At 40.1% G+C, this 13,982-nt stretch carries 15 protein-coding genes; 7 read left to right on the top strand and 8 right to left on the bottom strand.

What is annotated here, in order from left to right:
- Positions 1–54: 54 nt before the first annotated feature.
- The 6 genes from OK344_RS12955 to OK344_RS12930 all read right to left on the bottom strand — a co-directional run bounded on the left by OK344_RS12955 (position 55) and on the right by OK344_RS12930 (position 3,013).
- Positions 55–534 (bottom strand): beta-barrel fold lipoprotein, encoded by a 480-nt coding sequence (locus OK344_RS12955; protein ID WP_265145159.1) that lies wholly within the window; start codon positions 532–534, stop codon positions 55–57.
- A gap of 48 nt (positions 535–582) precedes the next feature.
- On the bottom strand, positions 583–1,092 hold the full coding sequence (locus OK344_RS12950) for a DUF6252 domain-containing protein (RefSeq protein WP_265145158.1): 510 nt from the start codon (positions 1,090–1,092) through the stop codon (positions 583–585).
- Positions 1,089–1,577 (bottom strand): hypothetical protein, encoded by a 489-nt coding sequence (locus OK344_RS12945; RefSeq protein ID WP_265145157.1) that lies wholly within the window; start codon positions 1,575–1,577, stop codon positions 1,089–1,091. The genes OK344_RS12950 and OK344_RS12945 overlap by 4 nt, the downstream gene beginning before the upstream one ends.
- A gap of 123 nt (positions 1,578–1,700) precedes the next feature.
- A complete protein-coding gene (locus tag OK344_RS12940; RefSeq protein ID WP_265145155.1) occupies positions 1,701–2,324 on the bottom strand; it encodes a porin family protein in 624 nt (207 codons plus the stop codon).
- Positions 2,325–2,459: 135 nt separating this feature from the next.
- The gene (locus tag OK344_RS12935) at positions 2,460–2,681 is read right to left on the bottom strand and encodes a hypothetical protein (RefSeq protein ID WP_265145154.1); all 222 of its coding nucleotides are present in this window, start codon (positions 2,679–2,681) and stop codon (positions 2,460–2,462) included.
- 116 nt (positions 2,682–2,797) lie between these two features.
- Positions 2,798–3,013 (bottom strand): hypothetical protein, encoded by a 216-nt coding sequence (locus tag OK344_RS12930; protein ID WP_265145153.1) that lies wholly within the window; start codon positions 3,011–3,013, stop codon positions 2,798–2,800.
- Positions 3,014–3,268: 255 nt separating this feature from the next.
- Here OK344_RS12930 and OK344_RS12925 point away from each other — a divergent pair, with 255 nt between their 5' ends.
- Together OK344_RS12925 and OK344_RS12920 are read left to right on the top strand one after the other, a co-directional pair.
- Complete coding sequence (locus OK344_RS12925; RefSeq protein WP_265145152.1) at positions 3,269–5,233, top strand: ATP-binding protein; 1,965 nt, start codon at positions 3,269–3,271, stop codon at positions 5,231–5,233.
- Positions 5,223–5,855, top strand: coding sequence for a response regulator (locus OK344_RS12920; RefSeq protein ID WP_265145151.1), 633 nt, complete (start codon positions 5,223–5,225; stop codon positions 5,853–5,855). The genes OK344_RS12925 and OK344_RS12920 overlap by 11 nt, the downstream gene beginning before the upstream one ends.
- Before the next feature lie 492 nt (positions 5,856–6,347).
- On the opposite strand, the gene dnaK is transcribed toward OK344_RS12920, so the two are convergent.
- Both dnaK and OK344_RS12910 read right to left on the bottom strand, forming a co-directional pair.
- Positions 6,348–8,246, bottom strand: coding sequence for a molecular chaperone DnaK (gene dnaK, locus OK344_RS12915; RefSeq protein WP_265145150.1), 1,899 nt, complete (start codon positions 8,244–8,246; stop codon positions 6,348–6,350).
- Positions 8,247–8,528: 282 nt separating this feature from the next.
- Positions 8,529–8,915, bottom strand: coding sequence for a c-type cytochrome (locus OK344_RS12910; RefSeq protein WP_265145149.1), 387 nt, complete (start codon positions 8,913–8,915; stop codon positions 8,529–8,531).
- 148 nt (positions 8,916–9,063) lie between these two features.
- Here OK344_RS12910 and OK344_RS12905 point away from each other — a divergent pair, with 148 nt between their 5' ends.
- The 5 genes from OK344_RS12905 to OK344_RS12885 are packed head-to-tail and all read left to right on the top strand — an operon-like array spanning position 9,064 to position 13,912.
- Entirely contained in the window at positions 9,064–9,561 is a 498-nt protein-coding gene (locus OK344_RS12905; RefSeq protein WP_088469821.1) for a c-type cytochrome, read from the top strand.
- Positions 9,562–9,593: 32 nt separating this feature from the next.
- Complete coding sequence (nosZ, locus tag OK344_RS12900) at positions 9,594–11,594, top strand: Sec-dependent nitrous-oxide reductase (protein WP_265145148.1); 2,001 nt, start codon at positions 9,594–9,596, stop codon at positions 11,592–11,594.
- 50 nt (positions 11,595–11,644) lie between these two features.
- Entirely contained in the window at positions 11,645–12,229 is a 585-nt protein-coding gene (locus OK344_RS12895; protein WP_188320441.1) for a hypothetical protein, read from the top strand.
- Between the two features lie 39 nt (positions 12,230–12,268).
- On the top strand, positions 12,269–12,679 hold the full coding sequence (locus OK344_RS12890; RefSeq protein WP_253313039.1) for a nitrous oxide reductase accessory protein NosL: 411 nt from the start codon (positions 12,269–12,271) through the stop codon (positions 12,677–12,679).
- A 6-nt stretch (positions 12,680–12,685) separates the two neighbouring features.
- Positions 12,686–13,912, top strand: coding sequence for a nitrous oxide reductase family maturation protein NosD (locus tag OK344_RS12885; RefSeq protein ID WP_265145147.1), 1,227 nt, complete (start codon positions 12,686–12,688; stop codon positions 13,910–13,912).
- The last annotated feature ends 70 nt before the right edge of the window (positions 13,913–13,982 follow it).

The following is a 13,982-nucleotide window of genomic DNA, read 5'->3' as shown; positions in this document are numbered from 1 at the left end:
CAACCCCGAGATTCTTTTCTGAAAAATTATTAACTGTATGAACTATGAAACTACTTAAAAATTAAACTGTTTGCTCCAACTTGCTCCATCTGTTGAGAGATTTATTGTCTCATTAACTTCTTCTTTTCCGTTTTTTTCAATCTTGTAAGATCCGGTAATAGCACCGCCATAGTTTATGATCTGTCCTCCTGCCGCTAATGCTATAACTTTAAAATTTGTTTCCAGTACGTAAGTTTTGGTGCTTCCCGTAAAATTGGTGTTGTTTAGGCCTACACCAACTTGCCCATTCTGTGTTACACCGTTGATCTTCCATACCGAGGTGGTAGCTGCAGCATCAGACGCTGCTGCGGCTAAACTGACATAATCATTGGCATCTACACCATTCAGGGTTATGGTGATTTTATACATATTTCCATCCTCAGTAGAACCGCCGCCATCATCATCTCTGCTGCACGACGAAATTCCAAACACAAGGCCTACAGCCAATAGAAGCATCAAGCTTCTCAACACGATTTTTTTGTACATTGTTTTCATAAATTTATTTTTAATTGTTATTCCTTTTTTTTCCTATACGATTTCACATTAAAGTACATTTTTCTGTGCTTCTAAATAGAATTCACCGTTTGTGATACTAACCGACTGCCCGGTTTCGTAATTTTTTCCAACAAATTCAAAAGTTCCTCTCACTTTATTATCCTTAAATTCGGTTATAATCATTTGTCCTGAATGCTTGGGATAAATTTTACTGCTGTTGTTTACATCTTCGCCGTATTGTGCAGTGGTCCATGGGTCGTCTTCGGCAAGAGAATAGGTTCCCACACCTGTGAATTCATTAAGAGAAAATGATAGCATTTCAAAATTTTTTCCGTTGAGCTTAGTTGAAACAACCATAAGTTGAGTAAAATTCTTTTGAGTATCTCCCACTACAGCCTGATAATCTGTCAGGAAGCTTCGTGTTTGGGAGATATCTCCCTTTTTTAGGCTTCCGTTCTCCTCCATCCGGATAAAATAACCACCTGATCCGCTGCCTTCATCTCTGCATGAGAGGCAGAAAAAAAGACCAAATGCCAAGTATAGAATCACAGATCTCATAACTTCAATGTTACAAGACCATCTTCCATTTCAGTAATATTCTGGCTGGTGTACACACCGTTAGCTTTTGCATTTATTTTACGCATCAGGTTTTGGGTATCGCCTTTGTGAATGACTGTAATCGTAGATTTCCCATTGCTGTATTTCATTTTAGAGGAGGTTACACCGTCTGTATTTTCTAAAAGGTCATTCAGTTTCTGCAATTTTTCCATCTCCATGCCGGAGACGGTTATTACCGTTTTGTTCGCTCCATTTGTATCAGTGAGGGAAGCTGTTGAGTTTTCTTTTTTCTTGCCAAGCATTCCTGCCAGTTTTCCTCCTGTTTTTCCTGCCCTGTCTGCTGCGTTTGCAGCTCTGTCCACCTTATAGGTGGCACTTTCTACCTTTCCTGCGAGCCTGTCTATTTTATCGAAGATACTTTGTGCTTTCGCATTTGCCGTGAATGCAGCTGTAAATATTATTGCTGCTAATACTGCATTTTTCATAATGTGTTTGATTTTAAAAGTTTACTTATTTCGTTTGTTTCTCTGATTACAAATTTTGACCTTTTGGGTTCTGGTTTCAATCGCTGCAAATCAGTATTTTTTTCTACTTATTTTTTGGTAGTTTTAAAATTTATAAGCAATACCTGCCTGTAGAAAGCTCATGGTCATTTTCTCGTCATTGGTGGGGTTTTTAATCATGTTGGAGAGGCCGAGGCTGTATCTTGCCTCTATGTACACGCTTTTGAAGGCTCTGTAATCTATGCCGAACTGCACGCCAAGTTCTGTAGACTTAAGGTTATCGTCCAGGTATTTTTTGTATTCTTTTTCCAGTTCTTTCAGCTCTTCATCGGTTACACCAATATCTCCTGATGTTTTAAACTTTACATTGTTGCTTATTTTCGAGGATAAATAACCTCCGGCAAAAACTCCCAGCTCATAGGTTACGTTATATTTTAGCGACACAGGAACCACCAGCCGGTGTAGGTGGTTGATCTGCTTTATAGTAACACCAGCATTTTCGTAAGTAGTCTGGCTGCCCAAATTAGCATACATTGCCTCTATCTGCATTGCTAATTTTTCGCTCAATCGTTTTTCTGCGCTAAGTCCGGCGTAGTATCCGGATTTTGGTTCAAATTTTTCGTTAGCTGTTTCAATATTTGAGTTGAAATTGGAGTAGGTATAGCCGGCTTTTAGTCCAAATCTGGTCTGCTGGCTGTACATTCCGGAAAAGATTATTCCGGCAGACATTAATAAGATTTTTCGAATCATAGCTTTATTGTTTTTATAGGTTATTCTATTTTCTGTTCAACATCCTTGTATATTTCCACGGTCGCAGTTTCATATTCGATAGGAGACCAGTGCTAAGTATTTTTTCTTATATCGTTAAACTTTAATGTCGACGGTTGTTCCGTCTTCCTTTACGGTCACAATCTTTGATTCTACTTTTGAATCCAGATAAGTGTAATTATAGCCTTGATAAATGGGTTCTGAACGCATATAATTACCGTAACCGTTGTAATAATCTGTACGGCCTGCCTGAACATAGGCCAGACCAGTTCCTACATAAGTGAAGTTGGTTTCGATATAATATTTGCCGGGCTTCATTTGTGGAAAGCTAAATTTTCCGCCGCGCCCCACTTTTGCTTCCAAACGGTGGCTGAAGGCGTCTTTCGACAGTACGGCAACGTACTTTCTGCTCTGTGCGTACCGGTCTCTTAATTTTAGATACTCCTTAAAATATTCGGTATAGGGAAAAGCATCACTACAGTTCCTTCCGGAGCGAAGTGTTTGGTTCCTGTAACATCCATTCCGATGATGGCGTTCAGATAATTTTTTCTGATGTTGTTGTCAGTATATTCACGGATAACGGCCGTTCCGTTGATCGTAGATTTTCCCAGTGCCAGCATTTCTTTGGCTTCAGCGCTGTTGAACTGCACTTTTTCCGCAATACTTCTTTACGGTTATCCGTCTGTGCACTCACCCACGTCGCAGCTGTTAGTATTATCAGGGGCGTCAGCAGGTTTTTCATAAGTGTCATTTTTTTTAGGTGTTTTAATAATCCAAAAATGAGAAACCATTTAAGGTAATGCCACGCCTGTAATTCAGTATTTTTTTCTACTTGTTTTTAGGTATTTTTTTGATATTCATCTCTTTTTATTTTTGATTAACTTTAAATCAAATTAATACTGATCATGTGCAGGGTTCTCATTTTTAGTGCGCTAGTCTTAATTAACCTCGTATTTGCGCAGAAAGCGGACAGCCTGCTGCGTGTTGCTGCCATGGAGAAAGATCCGGTTAAAAAAGCGGAAGTTTATCTGAAATTGGTCAAGTTTACCGCACAAAGCGATTCGGCTAAGGCTCTTTCTTATCTGAAAAAGGCGGAAGAGCTAACCCCAAAACATCATAAAGTAGGACAGGCTAGAATACAAAATTCGTGGGGCTTCTATGAAATGCCTAAAAATCCAAAAAAAGGAAAAACACATCATCTGAAAGGATTGGAAATTTTAGGAAACGAAAATTCTGAGGAGGCACAAAACCTCCGCGCTATGCTGTGGACCAATGTAGTAGCCGATGAGCAGCGCATGGGAAATGCACACGAGGCGATGAAGCTGATGATGAACCACGCAATACCCGCATCTAAAAAAGCAGCCGACAAATCTTTTCTTGCCAACAATTATCTTACAGCAGCGATCATTTTCTATAACGACGAAAATTTGGACAAGGCCTTACAATATGCGGAACAGGCCATCAGTACAGCAAACCTGAAGGGAAATACCGCTCAGTCAAAGGAAGTCGCGGAAACAGCGCAACTGGTGTCTGCAGAAATTTTTTTGAAGAAAGAAGACTATCCCAAGGCAAAACGCAGACTGGATCTGATGCAAAAATCCTTATCCGAAAATAAAAATCCCGATTTCCATAATGAACTGCTGCACCTACAAAGTATTTATTTCTTATATACGGGCAATGCAGCTGAATCGTTAAGAAAGGCTTCGGAAGGCTTGAGCTTGGCAGAAAAAAATCAAAACCCCTACCACCTCACACGCCTCACCTTTATGAAATCGAAGGCAGAGGCAAACTTGGGTCTTTACGACGAAGCTGCTGCTACGCTGAAAAATCTTTTGAACAATGAATTCTATGTAAAAAATTATGCGGACAACCTTGCTACCATCTACGATGAATTGTGGATGTTGGAAGAAAAACGCGGTAATTTTAAGAATGCCTTTCAGTATGCCAAAAAGAGAATTGCCGTTTCAGACAGCATGAAGATTATTGACCAAAACGAAGCCATCAACGAAATGGAAACCAAGTTCCGCACCGCCGAAAAAGAAAAACAGTTGGCGGTTCAGGAGCTTGAAATCAACAAAAAAAACCAATATATGTGGACGTTTATCATCACCACGCTAATCTTTTTGGGCAGTGGCCTATATACCTTTTTTTATTACCGCAACAGAAAAAAACTTTCGGAGCAGCGCGAAATAAACCTTCAGCAAAAACTCAGGGAAAAAGAACAAACCGAAGAACTCAATCTAACCAAAGCCATTCTGGATGGGGAAGAACGCGAGCGCGAACGCGTGGCAAAAGACCTCCACGACGGTCTTGGCGGTATGCTGGCCGGTGTGAAGATCAACCTGTCCACCTGGAGCAGCAACCATCTCGAGGAAAACCAGTATGAAAGTTTTCACAGAATTCTGAACCAGCTGGATTCCTCTGTTTCCGAACTTCGGCGTGTTGCCAGGAATCTGATGCCGGAATCACTTTTAAATTTCGGACTGGAAATCGCTTTGAAAGATCTCTGCGAATTTTACATGAAAGACGGTTTAACCATCGATTTTCAGGCGATTAATATTGAGAAAAATCTGCCGCTGAATTTGCAGGTGAATATCTACAGAATTGTTCAGGAACTGCTGAACAATGCCGTGAAACATTCGAATGCAGATAATATTCTGGTGCAGTGCTCACAAAACGCCGAGGAATTTTATATCACGGTAGAAGACAACGGCAAAGGCATCACCGAAAGTGAAATGAGCAAAGTGAAAAGTCTCGGTTTGAAAAACCTTCAAAACCGGGTCGATTATCTGAAAGGTAAAATGGAAATACAGTCCACAGAAAACCAGGGAACCTCCGTTAATATAGAAATCAATACCCATGTCGCATAACATCAACATCGTCATAGTAGACGACCATCCCATCGTCATTCAGGGTCTCAAAATGATGCTTGAAAATAAAAAATATTTTCAAATTGCTGCAACTTTTAATGATGGTGCCGGAATTCGAAATTTCATTAAAACAAATGAAGCAGATATCGTTCTGCTCGATATTACTTTACCGGACTCCAATGGAATCGAGCTATGCGCCGAAATAAAAAAAATGCGACCTGAAACTTCTGTAATTATGCTCAGCAACCGTTCGGAAAGAAGCATCATCATGCAGTGTATACAGAATGGAGCCAGCGGTTACCTGTTGAAAAATGCTACCATTGATGAATTGCACAGCTGTATCCGGGGCGCGCTTTCGGGAAACATTGTCTTTTGCAACGAAGTAAAGGAAATCATCAGCAAACCATCGCAAAATGAACTTTCCGGAATCCCACGCTTAACGAAACGCGAAAAAGAAATTCTAAAACTTCTAACCGAGGGAAAAACCAGTGTGGCCATAGCCGAAGAACTATTTTTAAGTCCTCTAACTGTTGATACACACCGAAAAAATATCATCCAAAAATTTCAGGTAAAAAATGTGGCGGAGTTGATTAATGTGGCGGTTCAGAATAATTTGGTGTGAAACAAATTTTTAATACTGTATCATCATAATTGCACTATCTCAATTCATTTTAATTCTTTTTCATCAAACTATTTTTAAAACTTCATTTGCTTCTTTTTCATGACTTCTATCTTTATTTGATGAAACAAAGGTAGAACCATAACCTATTGATTTAAAATGAAATAGAAATACCAAACAAGTTTATCGACCAACCGAAAGATTTCATCGACCAACAGGATTTGCCTAAAGAAGCGATCATATAATTTTAGGGAGTTTTTTAAAGATAAGGCAACATAAAGTCAACGTTTAAACAAAAAGCGATAAGCTTCACAAAAAAAACCGCCGTAGACATAATGTGTACGACAGTTACTAGAGCCCAAAATTTTTCAGAATAACTTTTCAACTTACACAGTTAGTGGGACGCTACCGTATATTTAAAAAAACAAAAAAAACGCTGTAAACTAATAGCTTGCAGCGTTTTTATAATTATTGTTAATCGGTTTTAATCGATCCTTATTTAACTTCTTCAAAGTCTGCATCCTGAACATCATCTGCACCAGAATTAGCTCCGGCATTTCCCTGAGAAGGATCTGCACCTGGCTGACCTTGCTGGCCTGCTGCGTACATTTCTTCTGAGGCTGCCATCCAAGCAGCGTCTAGAGCTTCAGTTTTGGTTTTTACAGAATCTAAATCTTTAGCTTCGAAAGCGGTTTTCAATTCAGCAACTGCAGTTTCGATGGCTGTTTTCTTGTCCGCAGACAATTTATCGCCAAATTCTTTCAATTGTTTTTCGGTTTGGAAAATCAATCCGTCAGCTTTATTGAATACTTCAACTTCTTCTTTTTTCTTAGCATCGGCTGCAGAGTTTTCTTCTGCTTCACGCTTCATTCTTTGGATTTCATCGTCAGAAAGTCCTGAACTTGCCTGAATTTTAATCGATTGCTCTTTTCCGGTTCCTTTATCTTTAGCTGAAACAGAAAGAATTCCGTTCGCATCGATATCGAAAGTCACCTCGATTTGTGGAACTCCTCTTGGTGCTGGTGGAATATCTGTTAAATCAAATCTTCCAATTTCTTTGTTATCGTTGAACATTGGTCTTTCTCCCTGTCCTACTCTGATGCTTACAGCCGGCTGATTGTCAGACGCGGTAGAGAATACTTCAGATTTTTTAGTTGGGATGGTTGTGTTGGCTTCAATTAGTTTAGTGAAAACAGAACCCATGGTTTCGATACCCAAAGAAAGTGGAGTAACGTCTAATAAAAGAACATCTTTCACATCTCCTGTTAAAACTCCACCTTGAATTGCTGCCCCAATTGCTACAACCTCATCCGGGTTTACTCCTTTTGAAGGTTTTTTACCGAAGAATTTCTCAACTTCCTCTTGGATGATTGGGATTCTTGTAGAACCTCCCACCAAGATGACCTCATCGATATCTGAAATGGTAAGACCTGCATCAGCCAACGCTTTTTTACAAGGCTCCATTGATCTTCTTACTAAATCTGCTGACAATTGCTCGAATTTCGCTTTTGTTAAGGTTTTCACCAAGTGTTTTGGTCCTGTAGCGGTAGCAGTGATATACGGAAGGTTGATCTCTGTTTGGCTTGAAGATGACAACTCGATTTTTGCTTTTTCCGCAGCTTCCTTCAATCTCTGTAACGCAATGGCGTCAGATTTTAAATCAACACCTTCTTCAGATTTAAATTCATCCGCCATCCAGTTGATGATTACATCATCAAAATCATCACCACCAAGATGGGTATCTCCATTGGTTGATAATACTTCGAAAACTCCGTCACCAAGATCAAGGATAGAAACGTCGAAAGTACCACCACCTAAATCGTAAACTGCGATTTTTTGGTCTTTATGATTTTTATCTAAACCATAAGCTAAAGCTGCAGCGGTAGGCTCATTGATAATTCTTTCAACGGTTAAACCAGCGATTTCACCAGCTTCTTTAGTAGCCTGTCTTTGGGCATCGTTGAAGTATGCAGGAACGGTGATAACCGCTCTCGTTACTTCTTGTCCCAAATAATCTTCCGCAGTTTTCTTCATTTTCTGAAGAATCATTGCAGAAATTTCTTGTGGGGTATATTCTCTGTCGTCGATTTTTACTTTTACAGTATCATTTGGTCCGCTTACCACTTGGTAAGGAACTCTAGAAACTTCTTTAGCATCATCTTTAAAGTGGGTACCGATAAATCTTTTGATCGAATATACGGTTTTGGTAGGGTTGGTTACTGCTTGTCTTTTTGCAGGATCACCTACTTTTCTTTCACCATCTTCGGTGAAGGCAACAATTGAAGGCGTGGTTCTTTTACCTTCAGCATTAGGAATTACAACAGGGTCTTTTCCCTCCATTACAGCAACACAAGAGTTGGTTGTTCCTAAATCGATTCCAATTATTTTACTCATAGTATGTATATTTTTGTTTTTTAAATTTTATTTGCAGTGGTTTTCTCCAATTTTGTACCAAGGAAAAAAGTGTGACAAATTGACATTTATTTTCTAAAATAATGGGGTAATTCGTAAAACAACATAAAAAATATGAAGACCCTGTGACTCCCATGCCGATTGTTGATAACCGCCGTATAATTACAGTCATAAAGCAATGATGCTCCCGATCATAAAAAAAACTCCTCAAGATATACAAAAGCTGTAAGGAGTTTTTTTATGAACAGTAAAATTTAAAAGGACTTATTTCTTCAACGTCAAAATATACTCAACCATTTTTTTTGCATTTTCTTTACTCATCCCTGCATGCGGAGTCATCGGAATTTCACCCCAGTTCCCTTTACCTCCTTCGATTATTTTGGTTGCCAGCATCTCGATATCTGCGTCAGTATATTTATCGGCAACTTCCTGGTAAGAGGGGCCTACGAGGCGGGTATCCGTTTTATGGCAGGTAAGGCAATCCATTCCTTCGATAAGCGCCAGGCCTTCATGTTTTCCGGCAGCTGCAGAGTCTACCACCTTCAGTGTGGGTTCTTCCAGCATTACATTACTTTCTTTCGCGGAATCAATCGGCTTTTTACTGCAGGAAGCAGCCATAACAAGTACACAAATCACTACGTATTTCTTCATATTGCTAAATTTTTAACAAAATTATTTTTTATTCTTTAAACATCTCCTACAAATTTGACGATAAAAGTCATATAAACCGTATGACTTGGATCATACTCGCATGAGGGCAAATGTTTCTACTTTTGAGTAAACAAAAAACAATTAAATTATGTACACACTTAAAACAATGGCACTTTCAGTGCTCACTTTGGCACTTTTCTCCTGCGGAGGGGATAAAAAAACAGATTCAATTCCTACAGCAACCACCACCGAAACTACAGCTACTACTACAGAAGCTCCTGCTGCATCCGGAACCAATGAGTACGATCCTAAAAGAGGTTTAGGACCACACGAAAACGTAGATGTAAGTAAATTTGATCCTGCTATGGCTGCTGCGGGCAAGAAGATCGCTGAGGTGAAGTGTACTTCATGTCACAAACCAACAGAAGAAAAATTGGTAGGACCAGGCTGGAAAGGCGTTACCCAAAGACAAACTCCTGAATGGATCATGAACTTTATCAGCAACCCGGATCCAATGATCGATGTAGACCCTGAATTACAGAAACAACTTGAACTTTGTTTGGTGAGAATGCCAAATCAGGGACTTGCTGATAACGAGGCAAGAGAACTCCTGGAATATATGCGCGAGATTGACGGTGCAAAATAATTTCTGAGAAGAAAAATTTTAATCAAATATATATGAAAAGTCTTAAATTATTGGGGCTCTCTGCCATTGTTGCCATAATAGCGCTGACAGGTTGCAAACCAAAAGGTACTGAGACCGCCGTAAGTGGCGACGCTGCACAAAAAGTTTACGTTGCTCCCGGCAAGTACGATGAGTTTTACAACTTCGTGAGCGGTGGTTTCAACGGGCAGGTAAACGTATATGGCTTACCTAGCGGAAGATTGTTAAAGGTTCTCCCTGTTTTTTCTGTAAATCCTGAAAACGGATACGGATACAGTGAAGAAACCAAACCAATGCTCGAAACTTCTCACGGTTTTATTCCTTGGGATGACCAGCACCACCTTTCCCTTTCGCAAACCAATGCGGAAGTGGACGGAAGATGGCTTTTTGCTAACGCAAACAATACTCCGCGCGTGGCAAGAATTGATTTAAAAACATTCAAAACTGTTGAAATTCTGGAGTTGCCAAACTCTGCAGGGAATCACTCTTCACCATTCCTTACGGAAAATACAGAGTATGTAGTTGCAGGAACCCGTTTTGCAGTTCCTACAGATGATGCCAACGGCGACGTTCCGATTGATTCATTCAAAGAAAACTTCAAAGGAGTACTTTCATTTATCGGAATCGATCAGCAAACCGGCGGTATGGATCTTTCTTTCCAGATTGAAGCTCCAGGGATCAACTTTGACCTTTCACATGCCGGTAAGAAAAAATCGGGCGACTGGTTCTTCTTCTCCTGCTACAACTCAGAGAAAGCAAATACTTTACTTGAGGTAAATGCTTCGCAGAATGACAAAGACTTCATCATGGCAGTGAACTGGAAAAAAGCTGCTGAACTGGTGAAAGCCGGAAAAGGAAGAAAAGTAACCACAGAGTATGCACATAACACATGGGACGAAAGTACGCACAGCGCAACTTCTACCATGAAAAAAGAAGTGGTTGTACTTTCTGTTGAAGATATGAAAGATGCTATGTTCATGATTCCTTGTCCTAAATCTCCACACGGATGTGATGTTGACCCAACTGGTGAATACATTATTGGTTCCGGTAAACTTGCAGCACTTATCCCAGTATTCAGTTTCGACAAAATGATTAAAGCGATTGCTGACAAAAATTTTGCAGGAGAATACGATGGCGTACAGGTGATTAAATATGAAGCTGCTTTACACGGTGAAGTTCAGAAACCAGGTTTAGGCCCACTCCACACAGAGTTTGACGGAAAAGGAAATGCCTACACTTCGATGTTCGTTTCTTCTGAAGTTGTGAAATGGAATATTAAAGACCTTAAGGTTCTTGACAGACAACCAACTTTCTACTCTGTAGGACACTTAATGATCCCAGGCGGTGATTCCGGGAAACCTTTCGGGAAATACCTTGTAGCGTACAACAAAATTACCAAAGACCGTTATTTACCTACAGGTCCGGAACTGGCACAGTCTGCACAGCTTTACGACATCAGTGGCGATAAAATGAAACTTTTGCTGGACTATCCAACATTTGGTGAGCCCCACTACGCACAGGCATTACCGGGCGAGATGCTTTCTAAAAATCAGGTAAAATTCTTTAAAATTGCCGATAACAAACACCCTTATGTAACCAAAGGAGAAGCGGAAAGTAAGGTGGTAAGAGAAGGAAATAAAGTACATGTTTACATGACCTCTATCCGGTCTCACTTTGCTCCGGATAATATTGAAGGAATAAGGGTTGGTGATGAAGTGTACTTCCACGTAACCAATCTTGAGCAGGACTGGGATGTACCTCACGGTTTCGCTATCAAAGGCAACGAGAATGCCGAACTGCTGATTATGCCGGGAGAAACCTGCACCCTAAAATGGGTTCCGAAAAAACCTGGAATGTACCCAATGTACTGTACCGACTTCTGTAGTGCACTGCACCAGGAAATGCAGGGATATGTAAGAGTATCGCCCGCCGGAAGCAACACCCCGCTTATCTATTCTTTGAATAATAAGAAGGACAACGCACAGAGTCCGGTAAAACAAGGGGAAACAAAATAAATTCAGAAATAAAGGGCAGATATTTCTGCCCTTTTTTAATTTTAAAAATAATGAAAACTCATACCTTAAATAACTTAACAAGAGTTTTACTAATCGTTTGCGGAATCGCCCTTATCGTTTCCATTTTTGTACCGCTTTGGTCCATTTATCTGGAAGCACCGCAATATCCTGAAGGTTTGGCCATGTATCTCTGGGCAAGTAAAATTACCGGAGAATACGAAATCATTAACGGACTTAATCACTATATCGGTATGAAGACCATCCACCCCGAAGATTTCTGGGAGTTTACAGTACTTCCCTATGCTTTAGGATTTTTCGCAGCACTTTGTTTACTGGCTGCTTTTTTGAATAAAAAGATGTGGCTTTATATCACTGCCGTTTTATTCATGATCTTCGGAGTTGCATTTATGGTCGATTTCTGGCTATGGGAATACGATTACGGACATAATCTGGATCCTAATGCAGCGATTGTAGTTCCGGGAATGTCTTATCAGCCACCACTAATCGGATTTAAGCAGTTACTGAACTTCGGTGCTTACTCTTATCCCAACATCGGCGGTGGAATTATGTTTGGCGTTGCATTAATTTTGGCTATATTAGCATTTATAGAGTTCAGAAAACCAAAATCTGTCTGAGATTTACATTAAAATACGATCAACTTAATTTTAAATCAAATGAATTTTACAAAACCACTTATTCTAGCAGTCTCAGTTTTAGCAATTATGTCTTGCCAGAAGAGCGGTCCCCAAGATTTCGCTCTCGGTAAAGACCAGTGCGATAACTGCCGGATGACCATCACTGAACAGAAATACGCTACCCAATTGATTACCCAAAAAGGCCGGGCTTATAAATTCGATGACATTATGTGTATGAACATGTATGAAAGTTCGAATCCCGACAAGGCCACCAATGCAAAAACCTATGTGATCGATTTCCCTTCCGGTAAATTTCTGGAAAAAGCTAAAGCTACCTTCATCAAAGGCGGCAGCATAAAATCCCCAATGGGCGGAAACACACAGGCTTATCAGGACAAAGCAGCCGCACAGAAAGCCGCTGCCACGCTTGGAGCCAGTTTAACCAAATAAAGAATTATGTTCAGATTAATGTTTCTTTTTTTTCCTGTACTCATATTTTCGAATATTCTGAAAGTGGGAAAAAACGAACAGTTTAAAACCATTAAACAAGCTGTCGCCGCATCAAAAAGTGGCGACAGTATTTTAGTGGAAAGCGGGGTTTACAAAGAAGGCAACCTCAGCATTACGCATCCTTTATCACTTATCGGTATCGGCAGGCCGGTTCTGGATGGGGAAATGAAGTATGAAATCCTCTCTTTCCGCGCGAACAATATCCTGCTGAAAGGCTTCCGAATCATCAATTCCGGTGAAGACGAAATTAAAAACATCGGTGCGGTGAGACTTTACGACAGCCATTATTCCACCATCGAAAACAATATCTTCGAAAACAACTATTTCGGCATCTATATACAACGCGGTTACCGGTGTATGATCCGCAATAATAAAATCACTTCAACACGGGCCACTTCACAGGAAGGAATTGGTGACGGAATCCACGCCTGGGTAAGCGAGGAAATCTGGATCAAAAACAATTATATTGAGGGTCACAAAGACGGCATTTACCTCGAAAAAGTTATTAAATCATACATTTACCGCAACTACTCTAAAAAAAATCTAAGATATGGCCTGCACTTTATGTCATCGAATGATGATGTGTATGTGGGCAATACCTTCGATAACAATAACGCAGGTGTGGCAGTAATGTACAGTAATAATGTGGGAATGGTGGGTAATAATTTCATCAACAACTGGGGCGACGCGAACTACGGCCTGCTGTTGAAAGACATCAGTTTCAGTAAAATAAAACATAACAGATTTCAGAACAACACGACTGCCATTTTTCTTGATGGCGCCACGAAAATTGATCTTTTCAAAAATGATTTCGAAGACAATGGGTGGGCAATGAAAATCAATTCCAACTGTATGGAAAACCGTGTGATGAACAACAATTTCATCAATAACACTTTTGATGTCAGCACGAGCGGCACCATGGCGATGAACGATTTCAAAAAAAATTTCTGGGACAAATATGAAGGTTATGACATGGATAAAGACAAAGTGGGCGACGTTCCTTTTCACCCGCTGAGTTTATATTCTGTTCTTGTAGAGAACAATCCATCGATCATGCTGCTTTTTAAAACATTCTTTGTAGATCTGCTCGACAAAACTGAAAAAATAATTCCCAGTCTTACGCCTGAAAATTTTGTGGACGAGCAGCCGCTGATGAAGAAAGTCGAATTATAAAAATGAAATACGAAGTTTGAAGTCCGCAGTTTGAAGTCGGAAGTTTGGAGCTTCCCACTTCCCTCCAAAT

It is taken from the genome of Kaistella yananensis (genome assembly GCF_026107505.2).
In the GTDB taxonomy this organism is placed as follows: Bacteria; Bacteroidota; Bacteroidia; order Flavobacteriales; family Weeksellaceae; genus Kaistella; species Kaistella yananensis.
This window is presented reverse-complemented; position numbering and strand designations above follow the sequence as displayed.

Excerpts from the sequence above, each read along its gene's own strand:
- OK344_RS12895 (WP_188320441.1), top strand. The coding sequence starts at position 11,645 with ATGAAAACTCATACCTTAAATAACTTAACAAGAGTTTTACTAATCGTT.
- OK344_RS12890 (WP_253313039.1), top strand. The coding sequence starts at position 12,269 with ATGAATTTTACAAAACCACTTATTCTAGCAGTCTCAGTTTTAGCAATT.
- OK344_RS12925 (WP_265145152.1), top strand. The coding sequence starts at position 3,269 with ATGTGCAGGGTTCTCATTTTTAGTGCGCTAGTCTTAATTAACCTCGTA.
- nosZ (WP_265145148.1), top strand. The coding sequence starts at position 9,594 with ATGAAAAGTCTTAAATTATTGGGGCTCTCTGCCATTGTTGCCATAATA.
- OK344_RS12945 (WP_265145157.1), bottom strand. The coding sequence starts at position 1,577 with ATGAAAAATGCAGTATTAGCAGCAATAATATTTACAGCTGCATTCACG.
- OK344_RS12920 (WP_265145151.1), top strand. The coding sequence starts at position 5,223 with ATGTCGCATAACATCAACATCGTCATAGTAGACGACCATCCCATCGTC.
- OK344_RS12950 (WP_265145158.1), bottom strand. The coding sequence starts at position 1,092 with ATGAGATCTGTGATTCTATACTTGGCATTTGGTCTTTTTTTCTGCCTC.
- OK344_RS12955 (WP_265145159.1), bottom strand. The coding sequence starts at position 534 with ATGAAAACAATGTACAAAAAAATCGTGTTGAGAAGCTTGATGCTTCTA.
- OK344_RS12905 (WP_088469821.1), top strand. The coding sequence starts at position 9,064 with ATGTACACACTTAAAACAATGGCACTTTCAGTGCTCACTTTGGCACTT.
- OK344_RS12940 (WP_265145155.1), bottom strand. The coding sequence starts at position 2,324 with ATGTCTGCCGGAATAATCTTTTCCGGAATGTACAGCCAGCAGACCAGA.
- OK344_RS12910 (WP_265145149.1), bottom strand. The coding sequence starts at position 8,915 with ATGAAGAAATACGTAGTGATTTGTGTACTTGTTATGGCTGCTTCCTGC.
- dnaK (WP_265145150.1), bottom strand. The coding sequence starts at position 8,246 with ATGAGTAAAATAATTGGAATCGATTTAGGAACAACCAACTCTTGTGTT.
- OK344_RS12935 (WP_265145154.1), bottom strand. The coding sequence starts at position 2,681 with ATGAAGCCCGGCAAATATTATATCGAAACCAACTTCACTTATGTAGGA.
- OK344_RS12885 (WP_265145147.1), top strand. The coding sequence starts at position 12,686 with ATGTTCAGATTAATGTTTCTTTTTTTTCCTGTACTCATATTTTCGAAT.